This is a genomic window from Pseudomonas salomonii, from assembly GCF_900107155.1.
GTDB lineage: Bacteria > Pseudomonadota > Gammaproteobacteria > Pseudomonadales > Pseudomonadaceae > Aquipseudomonas > Aquipseudomonas salomonii.
The window spans coordinates 246331-263600 of sequence record NZ_FNOX01000010.1; the positions used below are offsets into that span (position 1 = coordinate 246331).

At 60.0% G+C, this 17270-nt stretch carries 11 protein-coding genes; 5 read left to right on the forward strand and 6 right to left on the reverse strand.

Translation table 11 applies throughout. The features are described from left to right. Window positions 1–195 precede the first annotated feature (195 nt). On the forward strand, window positions 196–1656 hold the full coding sequence (gene mltF / locus BLV67_RS23055; RefSeq protein ID WP_058422684.1) for a membrane-bound lytic murein transglycosylase MltF: 1461 nt from the start codon (window positions 196–198) through the stop codon (window positions 1654–1656). Window positions 1657–1794: 138 nt separating this feature from the next. Here the strand turns inward: mltF and BLV67_RS23060 are convergent, their stop codons facing one another. The 5 genes from BLV67_RS23060 to treP all read right to left on the reverse strand — a co-directional run bounded on the left by BLV67_RS23060 (window position 1795) and on the right by treP (window position 9313). Continuing rightward, window positions 1795–2073, reverse strand: a complete 279-nt coding sequence (locus BLV67_RS23060; RefSeq protein ID WP_065930377.1) for a PTS sugar transporter subunit IIB — start codon at window positions 2071–2073, stop codon at window positions 1795–1797. A 2-nt stretch (window positions 2074–2075) separates the two neighbouring features. Further along, the gene (gene ptsP, locus BLV67_RS23065; protein WP_069788186.1) at window positions 2076–4607 is read right to left on the reverse strand and encodes a phosphoenolpyruvate--protein phosphotransferase; all 2532 of its coding nucleotides are present in this window, start codon (window positions 4605–4607) and stop codon (window positions 2076–2078) included. Window positions 4608–4807: 200 nt separating this feature from the next. Beyond that, window positions 4808–6028, reverse strand: a complete 1221-nt coding sequence (locus BLV67_RS23070; RefSeq protein WP_065930375.1) for a maltoporin — start codon at window positions 6026–6028, stop codon at window positions 4808–4810. Between the two features lie 74 nt (window positions 6029–6102). After that, the gene (treC, locus tag BLV67_RS23075; protein WP_065930374.1) at window positions 6103–7749 is read right to left on the reverse strand and encodes an alpha,alpha-phosphotrehalase; all 1647 of its coding nucleotides are present in this window, start codon (window positions 7747–7749) and stop codon (window positions 6103–6105) included. A 121-nt stretch (window positions 7750–7870) separates the two neighbouring features. Then, complete coding sequence (gene treP, locus BLV67_RS23080; protein WP_065930373.1) at window positions 7871–9313, reverse strand: PTS system trehalose-specific EIIBC component; 1443 nt, start codon at window positions 9311–9313, stop codon at window positions 7871–7873. Between the two features lie 251 nt (window positions 9314–9564). Here treP and treR point away from each other — a divergent pair, with 251 nt between their 5' ends. After that, complete coding sequence (gene treR / locus BLV67_RS23085) at window positions 9565–10269, forward strand: trehalose operon repressor (RefSeq protein ID WP_069788187.1); 705 nt, start codon at window positions 9565–9567, stop codon at window positions 10267–10269. 78 nt (window positions 10270–10347) lie between these two features. Next, on the forward strand, window positions 10348–13800 hold the full coding sequence (locus BLV67_RS23090) for a membrane-targeted effector domain-containing toxin (protein WP_083269431.1): 3453 nt from the start codon (window positions 10348–10350) through the stop codon (window positions 13798–13800). Window positions 13801–14262: 462 nt separating this feature from the next. On the opposite strand, the gene BLV67_RS33020 is transcribed toward BLV67_RS23090, so the two are convergent. After that, window positions 14263–14406 carry a hypothetical protein gene (locus BLV67_RS33020; RefSeq protein WP_158235218.1) on the reverse strand — a complete coding sequence of 48 codons (144 nt, stop codon included), beginning with the start codon at window positions 14404–14406 and terminating at the stop codon, window positions 14263–14265. Between the two features lie 588 nt (window positions 14407–14994). Between BLV67_RS33020 and BLV67_RS23100 the strand changes: the two genes are divergently transcribed. Both BLV67_RS23100 and BLV67_RS23105 read left to right on the forward strand, forming a co-directional pair. Continuing rightward, on the forward strand, window positions 14995–16698 hold the full coding sequence (locus BLV67_RS23100) for a ShlB/FhaC/HecB family hemolysin secretion/activation protein (protein WP_141722760.1): 1704 nt from the start codon (window positions 14995–14997) through the stop codon (window positions 16696–16698). Window positions 16699–16709: 11 nt separating this feature from the next. Beyond that, window positions 16710–17228 carry a toxin-activating lysine-acyltransferase gene (locus BLV67_RS23105; RefSeq protein WP_017139694.1) on the forward strand — a complete coding sequence of 173 codons (519 nt, stop codon included), beginning with the start codon at window positions 16710–16712 and terminating at the stop codon, window positions 17226–17228. The last annotated feature ends 42 nt before the right edge of the window (window positions 17229–17270 follow it).

A 17270-nucleotide genomic window follows, 5' to 3' on the forward strand; every position in this document is an offset into this window, starting at 1 on the left:
GCTGCCGAACGTCAGTTGGCAGGGATTGCACGCTTTCGGGGCGAAATCCTAGGGTTGGCGCGCAGTTATTTTAACCGTCACAAACCCTCGCGAACCCACGTTTCTGCGGGCTGCAGCACGGTTTTTCGGGCGCTAGCAGACAAGTCCGCTGCTGTCGAGATATGGCGCCGAGGGCCGTTTGCGTATACTGCGCAGATGTTCTCCCCTACTGCTTTACGCCCGCGATGCGCCAAATGGCTGATCGCAACCGGACTCTTCCTGATGCTCAGCGCCTGTGTTGACAAGCCCAGCACGCTCGAGCGAATCAAGGAGGATGGCGTATTGCGGGTGATTACCCGGAACAGCCCCGCCACGTATTTCCAGGACCGCAACGGTGAAACCGGTTTCGAGTACGAGCTGGTCAAGCGCTTTGCCGATGACCTGGGCGTGAAGCTGGAAATCGAGACCGCCGACAACCTTGATGACCTGTTCGGCCAGCTGGGCAAACCCAACGGCCCGGTTCTGGCGGCCGCAGGTCTAGTCAGCAGCGAGCAGCGCGCCCAGCAGGTGCGTTTCTCCCATCCATACCTGGAAGTCACGCCGCAGATCATCTACCGCAACGGCCAGTCGCGCCCGACCGGCCCGGCAGACCTGGTGGGCAAGAAGATCATGGTGCTCAAGGGCAGCACCCACGCCGAGCAGTTGGCGGCGCTTAAAAAGCAGAACCCTGCCATTGAATACGAAGAGTCCGACGCCGTTGAGGTCGTGGACCTGCTGCGCATGGTGGACGAGGGCCAGATCGACCTGACCCTGGTGGACTCCAACGAAGTGGCCATGAACCAGGTGTATTTCCCCAACGTGCGCGTGGCCTTCGACCTCGGCAATGCCAGCAACCAGAGCTGGGCCGTGGCGCCGGGGGAAGACAACAGCCTGCTCAACGAGATCAACAGCTACCTGGACAAGGTCGAGAAAAACGGCACGTTGCAGCGGCTTAAAGACCGCTACTACGGGCATGTCGATGTACTCGGCTATGTGGGCGCCTACACCTTCGCCCAGCATTTGCAGCAACGCCTGCCCAAGTACGAGAAACACTTTCGCACCTACGCCAAGGAAGAAAAGGTCGACTGGCGCCTATTGGCGGCCATCGGCTATCAGGAATCGCTGTGGCAACCGGCCGTCACCTCCAAGACCGGCGTGCGCGGCCTGATGATGTTGACCCAGAACACCGCCCAGGCAATGGGTGTGTCCAACCGCCTGGATGCCAAGCAAAGCATCATGGGCGGCGCCAAGTACCTGGCCAAGATCAAGGATGAGCTGGACGACAGCATTGCCGAGCCGGACCGCACCTGGTTCGCCCTCGCCGCCTATAACGTCGGCACCGGCCACCTGGAAGATGCGCGCACGCTGGCCAAGAAAGACGGCCTGAACCCGAACAAGTGGCTGGACGTGAAGAAGATGCTGCCGCGCCTGTCGCAGAAGCAGTGGTACAGCAAGACCCGCTACGGTTATGCGCGCGGTGGTGAGCCGGTGCATTTTGTCGCGAACATCCGCCGGTATTACGACATTCTCACCTGGGTGACCCAGCCGCAGCTGGAAGGCAACCAGGTGGTCGAAGGCAATCTGCATGTGCCGGGTATCGACAAGACCAAGCCGCCGGAAGATAACCCGCAGTTGTAAACCCAGTCTCCCAAACACCCTAAGACTCATGCGGGAGCGGGCTTGCTCGCGAAGGCGGTGTATCAGCAACAGATATATAGCCTGACACACCGCCTTCGCGAGCAATCCCGCTCCCACATTTTTGATCTGCGCCTGGCTTCAGAGGCCAGTGAGCAAATGCACCACGCCGCCGCCCAACACCATCACCCCTGCAACACCCGCCGCCTTCAGCGCCTGCGCATCCAGCCGCCCCGCATCCTGCAACTGCACCCGCACCCGCGTCAGTGCCACGCGCTGTTGCGACTTGAGGTTATCCACACCGCCCAATGCGTTCAGCACCTCGGTCGACAACAGGCCCTGCGCCGGCGGCACCACCGCTTCGGCAATCAGATCCGGGGTCAGGGCCTTCCAGAACGCCCTTTGCAATTTCTCGAACATGCTCAGTGCTCCACGACAGGTGAGGTTTCAACGGTGGCCGCGTGGTACAGGCGCAGGGCCTCGCGGACTTGGGCGGCTTCTTCGAGGCCGAGCACCTGGCGGGCGATGATCTGGCAGTCGGCCAGGTCCAGCTCGCGCACGGTGGCCTTGATGGTCGGGATCAACGGCACGCTGACCGACAGCTCATCCACGCCCAGCCCGATCAACACCGGCACCGCCAGTGCTTCAGACGCCAACGCGCCGCACACGCCGACCCACTTGCCATGGGCGTGGGCGGCCTTGACCGTGGTGGCAATCAGGCGCAGCACCGACGGGTGAAAGCTGTCGGCCTGGCTGGCCAGACGCGGGTGGTCGCGGTCCATGGCCAGGGTGTATTGGGTAAGGTCATTGGTGCCGATGGAGAAGAAATCCACATGCGGCGCAAACACATCCGCCATCAGCGCCGCAGACGGTACTTCGATCATGATGCCCAGCTTTGGCAGCTCGGTAAGGCCCAGCGCCGTGGCTTCCTCTTCAAGGATCTTGCGCGCCAGGTGCAGCTCCGACAGCAGGCTGACCATCGGCAGCATGATATGCAGCCGTGCGAAGCCGGCACTCGCCAGGATCGCGCGGAACTGCTCACGCAGCAATTGAGGGCGCTCAAGGCACAGGCGAATACCGCGCAAGCCGAGGAACGGGTTGGTCTCGCGCTCCATCGGCACATAGGCCAAGGGTTTGTCGCCGCCCACATCCAGGGTACGCACCACCAGATTGCGCTGGGTGCCCAGGGCTCGGGCGATGGCGCTGTAGGTGCCGGCCTGTTCCTCGGGGCTGGGCGCGCGGTTGCGGTCCAGGTAGAGGAACTCCGAGCGTAGCAGGCCGACGCCTTCACCGCCCAGGGCCAGGGCTTGTTCCACCTCCTGCAACGAGGCGACGTTGGCGGTGACCTCGACGTGATGACCATCGCGTGTGATGCCGGGCAAGGCGGCCTGCTCCACTTCACGCTCACGTCGCAGTATGTGTTGCTTGCGCGTAGCCGCCAGTTGTTCGACAGCGGCCAGGTCAGGCTCCAGGTGCAGCTCGCCTTTGTCGGCATCGAGCAGCACCTGCTTGCCGTTGACCAGCGCCAGCGCCTGTGCCGGGACGCCGCACAACGACGGCAAACCAAGGGCACGCGCCAGGATCGCCACATGGCTGGTAGCGCCGCCGCCGACGGTGACGAACCCCAACACTTTGCCCGTATCGAGGCCGGCGGTTTGGGAGGGGGTCAGTTGCTCGGCAATCACGATCGCACGATCCGGCAATTCCCAGGCGCTGTCCTCAATACCAAGGATCAACTTCAGCACACGCTGGCCAACATCGGCCAAATCCGCTGCGCGCTCAGCCAGCAACGCACTGCCCAGGCCGAGAAACAGCTTGGCGGTCGCGGCCGTGGCGCTGTTCCAGGCAAAGGCGGCGCTCTTGCCTTCGGTGAGCAGGCGATGGGCTTGCTCCAACAGGGTCGGGTCTTCAAGCAGTTCCTGATGGGCACGGAAGATCTCCGCCTGGGCGCTGCCAACCGCTTTGTCTTGCAACACTTGCAGCGCTTCGGTGGCTGCCAGTAAGGCGCGGGTCAGTGCGGCGTGTTCAACCGATTCACCCGCGCCCTGTTCCTCGATGTGCAGCTCGGGCTCCGCCACTTGAAACACCTGGCCAAACGCGGAGCCGGGCGAGGCACATACGCCGCGCAACAAGGTCGCCGATGACTCGGGCGGCTGTGTTTCAACCGGCGCAACAGACTCCTCGACCGTCTCGCCGCAACCTTGCGCCAGCAGGGTTACCAACGCCTTGATGGCGGCGTCGGCGTCCTCTCCCGCCGCACTCACTTGCAAGGTATCGCCCTGCACGGTTTGCAGCGCCATGATCGCCACCAATGACTTGGCGTTGGCGCTCTGGGTTTGCTTGTGCAGGTAAATGCTGGCGTTGAAACCTTTGGCCGTTTGCGCCAGTACGGCGGCCGGGCGTGCGTGCAAACCGTTGGCATTGGGCAACGTCAGCGGTTTGGAGAACAGTGCGTCGCCCGCCTCCTCGCCCGTGGTTCCAGAGGCCTCACCGGGTGAGACGTGCAACAGCGGCTGGCCCACGCCCACCGCGCCACTGCCCGGCATCAGCCACACAAAGGGCTCGCCGCTGACCACCAGCATCAAGGTCAGCAAACTGCGCGCATTAAGCGCCACGTAGTCGGCGTCGAACTCGATCAGGGGCTGCCCGACCTCGACCCGCTGGCCTTCCTCGACCAGGCGGGTGAAGCCCTTGCCGGCCAGGTGCACCGTGTCCAGGCCGATATGCATCAGCACCTGTACGCCATTGTCGCCGGTGACGCTGACCGCATGCCCGGTGTCCTGGATATTACTGATCACCCCGGCCAACGGCGCGCACAGGGTCTGGGAGGTGGGATCGATGCACAGGCCATCGCCGATCATGCGGCTGGCAAACACCGGGTCAGGCACCTGGTCCAGGGCCAGCAGTACCCCGGACAAGGGCGCCAGCAGTTCCAGGGGTTGAGTTGTGGTCATGACTTCACCTGCTGTTTTGTTCTGTAAAAATCATAGGGCGAATGCAGAACCCAAAGCTGACGACGATCCAATGTGGGAGCGGCGGTGCGACGATTCGACTTGCTCGCGAAAGCGCTGTATCAGGCAGCACATGTATTGAATGACCCACCGTATTCGCGAGCAAGCCCGCTCCCACATTTGGTTCGTGTACACCCAAAGGTTTACTTCCACCAGTATTCGACTTGCACACCCACATTCGAGCCATGCCGCGCCGTGCCGTAGGCGCCGGTGTCGGACAACGCCGAGCCCGCCGCCAGTTCATTCGCCGCACGCTTGGCCGCTTCGTTCCAGCTTGCATAGGTGTAGTACAACCGCACTTCCGGCCGTGCCCAGAAATCCGGGCCATTGGGCGACCAGGTCGGGGCGAAGGTGAATTTGCTCAGCTTGCGCGTGCCGCCGGCAGCCTCGACTTGATCATGCCCAAGCTCGGTGACCAGTTTGAACTGTTCGCTGATGGCGTAGGCCGGGCGCACGCCGATGGACATCCAGGTCTGGTCCTGGCTGCCGGGGCGAATATCCTTCTGATACACCGCCTCGACCTGCCCGCCGAAACGCGGCGTTACCTGCCAGTCGAAAAACTCCACGGCGCGGTAGCTTTTGCTGCTCTTGTCCAAGGCGGTATCGCCGGTATAGCCCAAGCCCGTGCCGGGGCCTTCGCCGTACTGCAAGGCGAATTTGTTCTTGCCGCCGAGAAACGCTTTTTGCACATGCTGCGCAGTGATCGCCCAACCGCTGTTGGCCTCACGCCCACCGGCTTTTTCTATATAGCTCAAGCCAAATTCCAGCTCACCGCCGGGGTTGGTCTTGAAGCCCGCCACGTTGAAGTCGTGACGGGTGGCGTATTCCTTCTGGTACAGGTTGTCCTTGCGCGACAGGGCGTAGCTGTATTTGAGGTCGCCGATTTTGACGTCCTCGACACCGCCGCCCGTGGCGCTCTGGTTCCAGTAGTAGAAGTCGGAGATATGGATGTCGTTACGCTTGTAGTAACGGCGCCCCGCCCACACCGAGCCGCCATTAAGGCTGGGCAGGTTGGACCACTGCGCATACATCTGCGGCATGCGCGCCGAGCCGTTGTCTTCTCCCTGAAACTTCAGGGCTCGGTCGTATTTGTTGTACAACGAGGCCATGGCATCGACGCTCAGCACCGAGCCGTCGTCGAGGGTCAGCAGGTCCTGGCGCAATTCGAATTCGGCGTACTGCTCGCATTCGTTGCCCAGACGGTATTTGGATTGCGCCCCCGGCAGTTGGAAACATTGCTGTTTGCCACTGCCCGTTGAAGTCCCCGCGCCGCTGCGCAAATAGCCGGCAAACTCCAGGGCTTGAACGGCAAAAGGTGCAGTAAGGCATGACGTAATGAGGCCCAGCTTTATTGTTGTTTTCATGAAGCACTCCGGTATTTTTATTATGTTTTTGGGTGAAGCGCCCCCGCACTCCCATACGGGGGTTGCAGCGGGTCTCAGTCCTTGAGGTGCAACACAAACGATTCATACGGGCGCAACAGCACCGTGCTCGCACGCACAGGGCAGTCGGGGTAGTTGCTGATCAGCAGGCGTTGCTCGCTGGCCGCGCTGATGACGCCTTCGGGCAGTTGGATTTCGCAGGGCTTGCCATAAAAGTTGTTCAGCACCAGCAAGCGCTCGCCCTGGCCTTCGCGCAGGTAAGCCCAGACTTGCAGGTGGTCCTGCAGCAACTGGCGATAAACTCCGTTCTGGATCAGCGGTTCGTTGCGGCGCATGGCGATGAGTGCGCGGTAGTGATGCAGCACCGAATCGGGGTCATCCAACTGGCTTTCGACGTTGATCTGCGCCGCGTTGGCCGGGATGCCGATCCACGGTTCGCCACGGGTGAAACCGGCATTGGCCTGGGTGTTCCACTGCATCGGCGTGCGGCTGTTGTCGCGTGACTTCTGCATGATCGCCGCCATGCTCGACGCCTCGGACTCACCGGCATCACGCTTGAGGCGGAAGATGTTCAGAGTCTCGACATCGCGGTACTGCTCGATCTTGTCGAAACCCGGGTTGGTCATGCCCAGCTCTTCGCCCTGGTACACATACGGCGTGCCCTGGAGGAAGTGCAGCGCGGTAGCAAGCATCTTGGCCGAGACCACACGGTACTCGCCGTCGTTGCCAAAACGCGAGACCACCCGCGGCTGGTCGTGGTTACACCAGAACAGTGCGTTCCAGCCGCCACCGGCCTGCATGCCCAGTTGCCAGTCAGAGAAAATCCGCTTGAGTTGCAGGAAGTCGAAGTCGGCCTTCACCCACTTTTGCAGGTTCGGGTAATCGACTTTCAGGTGATGAAAATTGAAGGTCATCGACAGCTCTTTGGACGCCGGATTCGAATAACGAATGCAGTGCTCAAGGCTGGTGGACGACATCTCGCCGACATTGATCAGGTCGTGCCCTTCGAAGACTTCGCGGTGCATTTGCTGCAGGTATTCATGCACGTTCGGACCGTCGGTGTAGAAGCGCCGGCCATCGCTGTGGTCTTCGGGGAAATCGGCGGGTTTGGAGATCAGGTTGATCACGTCCAGGCGGAAGCCGCCCACGCCCTTGTCACGCCAGAAGCGCATCAACTTGAACACCTCGGCGCGCACCTTGGGGTTGTCCCAATTGAGGTCAGCCTGGGTGTGGTCGAACAGGTGCAGGAAGTACTGGCCGGTTTGCGCTTCATACTCCCAGGCCGAGCCGCCGAACTTGGATTCCCAGTTGTTCGGCTGGTCGCGCCAGATATAGAAGTCACGGTACGGGTTGTCGAGGCTGCTGCGCGCCTGCTGGAACCACTCATGCTCGATGGAGGTGTGGTTGACCACGATGTCGAGCATCAGCTTGATGCCACGCTTGGCCGCTTCGCTGATCAGCAGGTCGCAGTCGGCCATGGTCCCGTAGCTGGGGTCGATGGCGTAGTAGTCGCTGATGTCATAGCCGTTGTCGCGTTGCGGCGAGCGCAGGAACGGGGTGATCCACAGGCAATCCACACCCAGCCACTTGAGGTAGTCGAGTTTGTCCACGATGCCCAGCAGGTCACCGGTGGCGTTACCCGCGTGGCTGTGGAAGCTTTTGGGGTAGATCTGGTAGATCACCGAGTGTTGCCAGGCTTGCATGGTGGGTTCCTTCAATTGAGTTGTGGGCTGGCTTTGAGGGCCTCATCGCGGGCAAGCCCGGCTCCCACAGTTGCAATGCATTCCAACCTGTGGGAGCTGGCTTGTCCGCGAAAGCGGTCGATCAGGCGACCCGATATCCCGGCCGAACGATCTTCATGCTCAACGCACAGGTCAGAACAAACGGCACGACCATGGCGATGACCATCCCGATCACAAAACTGGGGATGAACTGCGGAATGATCGAGATAAACCCAGGCAAGCCACCCACGCCGATGGCCGAGGCCGTCACCTTGTTCAGCGACAGGAAAATGCTGCCCAGCGCCGAGCCGAGCAGCGCGGCATAGAACGGAAACTTGAAGCGCAGGTTCACGCCAAACATCGCCGGTTCCGTAATGCCGAAGTAAGCGGAAATCGCCGAGGTCGAGGCCATGCTTTTGTCCCGCGCGTTGCGGGTCATGTAGAACACGCCCAGTGCGGCGCTGCCCTGGGCCAGGTTGGACATCACGATCATCGGCCAGATAAAGGTGCCGCCCTGGGTGGAGATAAGTTGCAGGTCCACGGCGAGGAACATGTGGTGCATGCCGGTGATCACCAGCGGCGCGTACAACAGGCCGAAAATCGCCCCACCGACCATCGGCGCCAGGTCAAACAGGGTGACCACGCCTTCGGTGATGAGGATGCCGAGGTGACGGGTCACCGGGCCAATGATGGCCAGCGCCAGCACGCCGGTGACCACGATGGTGGTGATCGGCACCACGAGCAGTTGGATGGCATTAGGCACGCGAGCCCGCAGCCATTTCTCGATCACGCTCATCACATAGGCCGCCATCAGGATCGGCAGGATCTGCCCCTGATAACCCACCTTCTCAATCTTGAACCAACCGAAAATATCGAAGTACGGCAGGCTCTGGCCATCGAGCCCGGCCACGGCCTTGCCGTAGTTCCAGGCGTTGAGCAGGTCCGGGTGCACCAGCATCAGGCCGAGCACGATGCCGAGGATTTCACTGCCGCCAAAACGCTTGGCCGCCGACCAGCCCACCAGCGCCGGCAGGAACACGAATGAGGTATTGGCCATCAGGTTGATCAGGCTCCACAGGCCATCCAGGTTCGGATACGCCTCCAGCAGCGTCTGGCCCTCGATGAACATGCCCTTGGCGCCCATCAGGTTGTTCACGCCCATCAACAGGCCGGCGATGATCAGCGCGGGCAGGATCGGCATGAACACGTCGGAAAATACCCGCACCAGACGCTGCATGGCGTTGGTCTTGTCGGCGCCCTTCTGCTTGACGTCGGCAATGGTCGAAGCCGCAAGCCCCGTCTGCTCACGCAGGGCGGCATAGACCTTTTCCACTTCGCCGGGGCCGATCACCACCTGGAACAGGCCACCGGTGAAGAACGAGCCCTTGACCAGATCGACCTGGTTCAACGCGCTGCCGTTGACCAGGCTCGGGTCCTTGAGCGCCAGGCGCAGGCGGGTCACGCAGTGGGCGGCTTGCTCAACGTTGTCACTGCCCCCGAGGTTCTCGAGAATCTCGCGGGCAATATTGGAATAGTCGTGGCTCATGCTTGGTTTCCACTTTGGTTTTTTTATTTGAGGGCAGTCATTGGCAGCACGCCGTGGCCAAAAGTACTCGTATGTACGAGTTAAATCAACAACTCGTCTGTACGAGTTACATTAAGTTTAATTTTCCGAATTGGAAGTCAGACATTTCCCTGATTCCACGCAGGTCCAATGGACAAAGCCCACCTCTGCCACTAAGGTTCCTGCCTTGAACGCGCCGTTCACCTTCATCAAGCCGGCACAGAGCCATCCCCATGAGCAAATACAACCAGATCTATACGGATCTGCTTGCCAGCATCACCACTGAACGCCTGCAACGCGGTACGCGCCTTCCCTCTGAAACCGAACTGATGGACGCCTACCAGGCCAGCCGTGGCACGGTGCGCCGCGCCATCGAGCAGTTGCAGGAGCGTGGGTTTGCGCAAAAAATCCACGGCAAGGGCACCTTTGTGTTGTCGCCCAACCCCATCGAGTTCCAACTGGGCGGCATCGTCAGCTTCCACGAAACCCACGCTGACTTGGGCGATGACGTACGCACCGAGGTGGTCGAATTCAGCCAGTTCCCGCTCGAAGGCGCGCTGCTGCAACACATCGAAGCCGCCCCCGGCACCTTGATTACCCGCATCAAACGGGTACGGCGCATCGGCGGCAAACGGGTGATCCTGGACATCAACCACTTTGTGGCTGACGTGATTCCAGGCCTGGACCGCGACATCGCCGAGCAGTCGATCTATGCGTTTATCGAACAGACGCTGGAGCTGCAGATCAGCTACGCACAACGCACCATCGAAGCCCTGCCGCGCAGCAAGGACGACCAGGCGCATTTGGATCTGGATGGGCAAAGCCATGTGATTGTGGTGAGCAACCAGACGTTTTTGCAGGATGGAAGGCAGTTCGAGTACACCGAGTCGCGGCATACGCTGGATAAGTTTTACTTTTCGGATATTGCCCGGCGGTGACGGCTGATCTAACTATGTAGCACCTGACACCCTTGCACCTTTGGGACCCTCGCCGTTCTTTATCGACGGATGAGCCCCATGAGTACCGCTAACTCCCTGCCCAACGCTGCCGACAAGGCGGCCCTCAAGGCCTTGGCCACCCAAGTGGTACAGGCATGCCCCAGCCTGCACGACAGCGCCCATGAAACCGCCTGCGGCATCCTGAAAAAGCACGGCGTGACAGACCTGGATCCGGACGATGTTTACTACCATCGATTCAAGTCCGCCCAGAGCAGCACCAAGACCTTTACCGGCTGGGAGCACATTCTGGAAAAACCCTACGAATCGACCACCCTGACACAGTTGGTGATTCGGCGCTTTCGCGCCACCGACGTCGACAATGCCGACTTGCTCGACCTCTATGGAGGCTTTTACACCCAAGGCCCGGTGTATGGCGATTTTAACGAAACCAACGAAGTGCACCTGCATGGCAATGAGGTGCTGAAAGACTTCTGGAACCTGCAATTCGACAGCCTGTATACCCATACACTGGATGATTTCTGGCACACCCATGCCGACGACTTTCGCGTCCTGGCCAAGTGCAACTTCCTCAGCAAGGCCATCCAGGCTCTCGACGTTAAGCAACTGACGGCCGACGACTTCCAGACCTGCATCAGCGCAGTCGCCTCCAATGTAACGTGGCCGATTACCCGCCAGATGCTGCAGACCGAAGAGACGCCCACCCAAGGCCTGCAGGTCTATGCCCTGGACGTGGACGGCCATGTGGCGTTCAACCTGCTGCGCATCGTCGACCCGAAGGGCCGACAGATTCTCTATACCCCCGGTGACACCCCAGCGTTCCAAGTACTCGAAACCCCGGCAGACATGCACTGGTGGGTCCTGGGCAAACTGAACAATGAGCAAAGCCGCAGTGCCTTCCTCTGTCACTTTCCGCTGTCTGACCGCCAGGCCATGCAGGACAACCTCACCGACTTGATGAATCGCCTGGTCGGCACCTGGGGCCAGTCCGACCATCATCTGATCAATCGCAAAAACCAGGCGATCACCGCCGATGCCTTCACCTGGCTGAGGGATCGTACCCGCTGGTCAATGTACGACGAGGCGCAGCAACTGCTGACCACTCAGACGCAGCTGCAAAAGAAACTCTGGATAGGCTACCTGAGTGCCGGTTTGAAAGTGTTCGGCCCAATGGCGGCAATCGGCTGGGTGGTGGCATTGCCGGTATTGGGTGCCAGCATTGCGCTTACGGGGCTGAATATCGATCAGGCCGTCAATGGCCGTACTCGCGCAGAGCGCAAGGCCGGCGTGACGGCGGCCGTGCTTAACGGCATCGCCATGCTGTTCAACGTGGTGGCCCTGGCCGGGCCTGGCCCGATCACCGAAGTGGGCGCAGAGGTCGATGCCACAGAGGCGGCCGAAATGGCCACGTATAAAGAGGCGTTGCAACCTGATCCTGTCGACGCGCCGAGCGTGGCAGCGACGAGCGGAGAAACAGCTCCGTTGCCAGGCCCCGTGGAACCCGCTGCGCCAGAACCTCAAATACCCACAGCCTGGAAACGCCAGCAAGGCTTGGAAGGGGCTACGCCGATGAGTGAAGGAGGACGCTATCGCAATATCTACAGCGTCAAATCCAACCCTTCGACCGTGATCAAATTCAAGGATGCCGTCTATTACGTGCGCTACGAAGCCGACGTCAATGGCGATGGAAGCTGGGCGATCATTGATCCGCAAAACCCTCACGCTTTTTACGGCTCACGCCCCGTACGACTGAACGCCGCAGGTGAGTGGGAACTCGCCCCGCGCCCCTCCGACACCGTCAGGGGAGGCACCCCTGTCGACACGATCACGGCAAGCGAGGACTCAGCCGTGGCCAAAGAAACCATGCCAACCGCCTATGGATCACCCACCTACAGGCACTCACACTCCAGCCTGAGCACACCCTACGACCTCAACAACCTCAAAAACTACGAGGTTGAGATCGCAATGGGCGGCAGGGATGATCGCTTCAAGCGCATCCCCAAGCCTGACGGCGGCTTTACTGAGTTCTATATGTCAGATTACTCAATCAACCCGGCGCGCACTGGAATACTCACCGCGGCGCGTAACTTTTTTTCCCGGCCTTTTTTCATCCATACCTTGCCTGAACGTCCTGCTCTTCCCACGCTCACGCCAGAAATGTCCTCCGTCGAGCTGATCGAAAAGGTCTTCAAAACCACGTCAGGCCTGGTGGTCGCTGAAAGCCCCGGCCGCGTCGCCAGCTTGTACCTCCTGATCAAGGACATGCCCGCCCTGGCGCGACAAGGGGTCAAGACGCTGTATCTGAACCGGCTGTTCAACGACCTGCATCAACTGGACCTCGATACGTTTGCCAACACCGGGGAGCTGTCCGACAACCTGCAAGTCTATCTGCGGGAGATGGACGGTCAGTTGCCTGTACGCTTCAACACCCAGACGCTGCTCACCGCTGCCAGGGATTACGGGATACGCGTCCAGGCCACTGGCTGCCTGGCCAACTACAAGTCCTTCCCTGTCGTGGTGGATGAGCAAATGGCCAAGAACTTTTTGACCAGCGAAATCATCCGCCTGGACCAACTTAAAAACGGCGTCGGCAAATGGGTGGCGCTGACTGAAGCACAAAATACCAACACATTCCGGGGGGTAGCCGGTATCAGTGAAATAAACGGTGGTATCAGCCTGCGCACCGTTGAGGAACTTAATGCCGCCAGCCCCGCGATCAAAATGCGCCTGGGTCCCAAAGTGGTAAATAACGCCGGGGCTATACCTCCACGGCATCCGAAGCCGGGCGTTCTGGACACGGACTTCGCCCTGCAGGTGCCAGTGACGGAAGTGGCGCTGCCACACCGTTACGCATTCAATGCGCAGGAGATTGAGCGTGTACTCAAAACTCCCGGCGATTACCTTCTGGAGCAAACCCAGTCGGTACTGACACTGATCCACCGCAACCGGCTCAACGCGTTGGTGCGCAGTACCCTCCAGAGTACCGCCGACAATGGTTACTTTATTGATGCGACCCAGTTTCCCCGGCTCAAGGGCACCGTCTACGGCTCGTTGACCGAACTGCTCCAGGCCCTGGACAACCAGGGAATGAAGCTCAAGGGGATGCCGTTGATCAAACTGCAGGTTCCGGCGGCGGAGGTGGGCACCAACGCTTTAGCGGCGTCCGCCGAACTCTCGGTTTCAGGAACGAGCATGGCTGCAACGGGCAATTCCCAGGCGATGCTGCCGGCGACCAACGCCCCTGAAATCCCGGCAGCGTGGGAAGCCAATGAGATTCTGGAAAGCCAGACCCCTCTCAACAGTCCTGGAAAATATCAAGGCATCTACCGTCTGAAATCCGACCCCTCAGAGGCGATACTGCACGATGGCAAGCCGTACTACGTGCGCTATGAAACCTATCGCAACGGCACCAGCGGCTGGGCGATCATCAACCCTCACGCGCCCAACGATGCCGCTGACTCAATTGCGGTTCGGCTCAACGCCTATGGGCTGTGGGAAACGTTTTCACGATAGTCATTGACCAGCGCCCTGAAACAACAAAGCCCCGGCAATGCCGGGGCTTTGTTTATTTACGATTCCAGGGGCGGGCCAGGAATCATTCCCACTCGAACATAAACCACCATAAACAGTCTTTACAAATCATATTCTTATTTTAATTTTTTCAGCTGATACCACGAGAAATGCCAGTAACGAAAAGCTGTTTTCGCACGCACTGCATGACTCATGTGGTGCGGTCATCGGTCAGGAGCAAAAACTTGCGTTCCATATTTTTCCGTAATTGGAGTTGATTGGTGACCATCTCTACGCCTCCGTCCCATTCAGCCAGGACTTCGGCACCGCATGCGGAGCAGGCCTTAGTCACCTTGGGTGATGATTAAGGCAGATGCAAGTTACCAGCATGGCCATACACGGTGCAGCTATACACGCATAGCACAAGCGGATTTGTGCTGGACGACATGGCTGACTTTTCCCGAATTACTGCGCGGCCAGCCGCACGTCCAGCCCCGACTCGTCATTGAGGTCGAGTTTGCGCAATGCTTCAAGCACTGCCTCGGAATGGTCGCGGGCCTGAACACCTTCAAACCGTTTGCCTTCCTGGTACACCTCCCAACGTTTCATCGTATTGCCTCTTCTTTCCTCTTTCAGTTCAAATAGCCCTTGCTGGAGCGCAAGCCTGACGGCATGTAGGAAAACCTCCTGCAACACCGTCGACAGCGGCGTCAGATCTACCGGGGCATTTCACTGGCGAGACCATAAGACCGTGCGCCGCATCAACAGGGCAAATGCCTCGTGCGCTACGAGGCCCCTAAGATCAGCACAACCCCGCTAAGGAGGCGCGAGCATTCTTGGATATGCTCGATCTAGGTATTAAGATCTAGCAAACTATCTGATTCGCTTGCCTCGGCACTCGCAATACGCGTGAAGATCGTCACATTCCTGAGCGTTGTTATCGTCGCCTTGCCCATCACGGAACTTTCGGACTAAGCCTCCATCAGAGCGTATGACTGAATGTAGGAAATTTCATTTTCTGCTCGTCGAAACCCTTACATTTTTCTATTTTCTTCAGTGCCACTGCCGTTCCAGGCCGTGCACTTATTGCGCCTCTGATTCTGATCACAAGGATGTGAAATGCCCGCGGACTCACGCTGCCCACTGCACAAGCCAGGCCCCTCTCGATATGTCGTGGGGCTGGCCCGCTTGTCGTCGATGAATGCAAGACACCTCGCGCTGACGGCGCTGGCAGTGTGGACACTCTGTACGACCGCCACCGCTCAGGCTGCCGGGCCTGAAGAGGAATTACTGCGTCAGCAGGAGCGTGAGCGCGCGCTGCGTGATCAATTGGAATCGCGGCCCGATGTGCGTCTTCAGGCACCTGCGCTCGACGAAGGCGGCTCTCGTCTTCCTGTAAAAGAAGCGCCCTGCTTCGCCATTAAAGACATCCGCCTGATTGGCGACGCATCCGAGAAGTTTCAATGGGCGCTGAAGGCCGCCAACCCCGAGGAAGACCCCGCCGTGGGGCGTTGCCTGGGTGGCGCGGGCATCAACATGACGATGAAGCGCATGCAGAATGCGATCATCCAGGCGGGATTTGTCACCACCCGCGTGCTTGCCGAAGCGCAGGACCTCAACAGCGGGATTCTGGTGCTGACAATCGTGCCGGGGCGCATCCGCGAAATCCGCTTTGCCGAAGGCACCAGCCGTCGCGCCACCCTGTGGAATGCGATGCCTGCCAACCCCGGCGACCTGCTTAACCTGCGCGATATCGAACAGGCGCTGGAAAACTTCAAGCGCGTGCCCACTGCCGAAGCCGACATTCAAATCACCCCCACCCTGGCGGCTGATGCCAAGCCCGGCGAAAGCGATGTGGTGATCAAATGGAGCCAGCAGTTTCCGGCCCGCGTGAGCCTGTCCGTCGACAACTCGGGCAGCAAATCCACAGGCAAGTATCAGGGCAATGTGTCGCTGTCGCTGGACAACCTGCTGTCGCTCAACGACTTGTTCTACGCCAGCTTCAACCACGACCTGGGCGGCGGCGAGTCCGGCCGACACGGCTCCAATGGCAATACGCTCCACTACTCGCTGCCGATGGGTTACTGGCAACTGGCGTTCACCACCAGCGAGTATAACTACGAGCAGTCGGTCGCCGGCGCCACCCAGACGTACCAGTATCGAGGCGAAAGCCGTACCAACGATCTGCGCCTGTCTCGCCTGCTTTACCGCGATGCCGTGCGCAAGACCACGGCGTGGGGTGGCCTGTGGACACGGTCTTCTGAAAACTTCATCGACGACACCGAGATCGGCAACCAGGATCGGCGCATGGCGGGCTGGCAGCTCGGCCTGGATCACCGGGAATTTATCGGCACCTCTATTCTGGACCTTGGCGTCGCCTACCGTCGCGGCACCGGCGCACATGACTCGCTGCCGGCCCCCGAAGAAGCCTCTGGTGCCGGCACATCCCGCTCGCAGATCATCACCGCCGACGCCCAGCTGCAAGTGCCATTCGCCCTCAGCGACCAGCGCCTGCGCTATATCGGCAGTTGGCGGTCGCAATGGAACCGCACACCGTTGGTGCCGCAGGACCGCTTCTCGATTGGCGGACGCTACAGCGTGCGCGGGTTTGACGGCGAAAACATTCTTTCTGCCGATCGCGGCTGGACACTGCGCAACGAAGTCGGCCTGGCGCTGGGGCAAACCGGCCAGGAGCTTTACACCGGTGTCGACTACGGCGAAGTCAGCGGTCAGGCCAGTAAGTTCCTGATTGGTAAAAGACTGGCGGGGGCTGTGGTGGGTGTGCGTGGTGGTTACAAGGGCCTGTCTTATGACTGGTCGGTAGGCACGCCGCTCAAGAAGCCCGATGGCTTCAAGACCGCCAACGTGACCAGCGACTTTACCGTCATCTGGTCGTTCTGAGGGGTAATGCCATGCGTTTTGAAACCCTGGACATCACGGCACCCGGCCTGATCGACGAGCCTTGGAACGAGGCGGCGGTGCTGGGCTCGGTCACTTGGTTGTGGATGCATTCCAGCGCTCACCGTGATGCGCCACTGCACAGCTTACCGACACTTCTGCTGCCGGCGCTCAAGCATCGCCAATTCGTGCTGGGCAGCGAGCACGGCAAGCCGGTGTGCTACCTCTCTTGGCTTAACGTCGATGAGGCAGCGGAACAGCGCTATTTGCAGCAATCACCGTTGACATTGAGCGACGCGGACTGGAATTGCGGCGAGCGCCTCTGGCTCAACGACTGGGTCGCGCCGTTTGGCCATACAGCCACCTTTACCCGAATCCTCCAGCGCCACCTGTTCGCCAACCGATGCGGTCGCGCGCTGTATCACCGGGGCGACGAGCGAGGCCTGCAAATCAAGACATTCCAGGGCATCGGTGTGATCCCTGAACAGGCCAGAGCCTGGTTTGCAGCTCACCCGGTTGCCACAGCACCGTAACTTCAACTTTTGTATCGCGGGCCGGCTCCGCAAATGGAATTG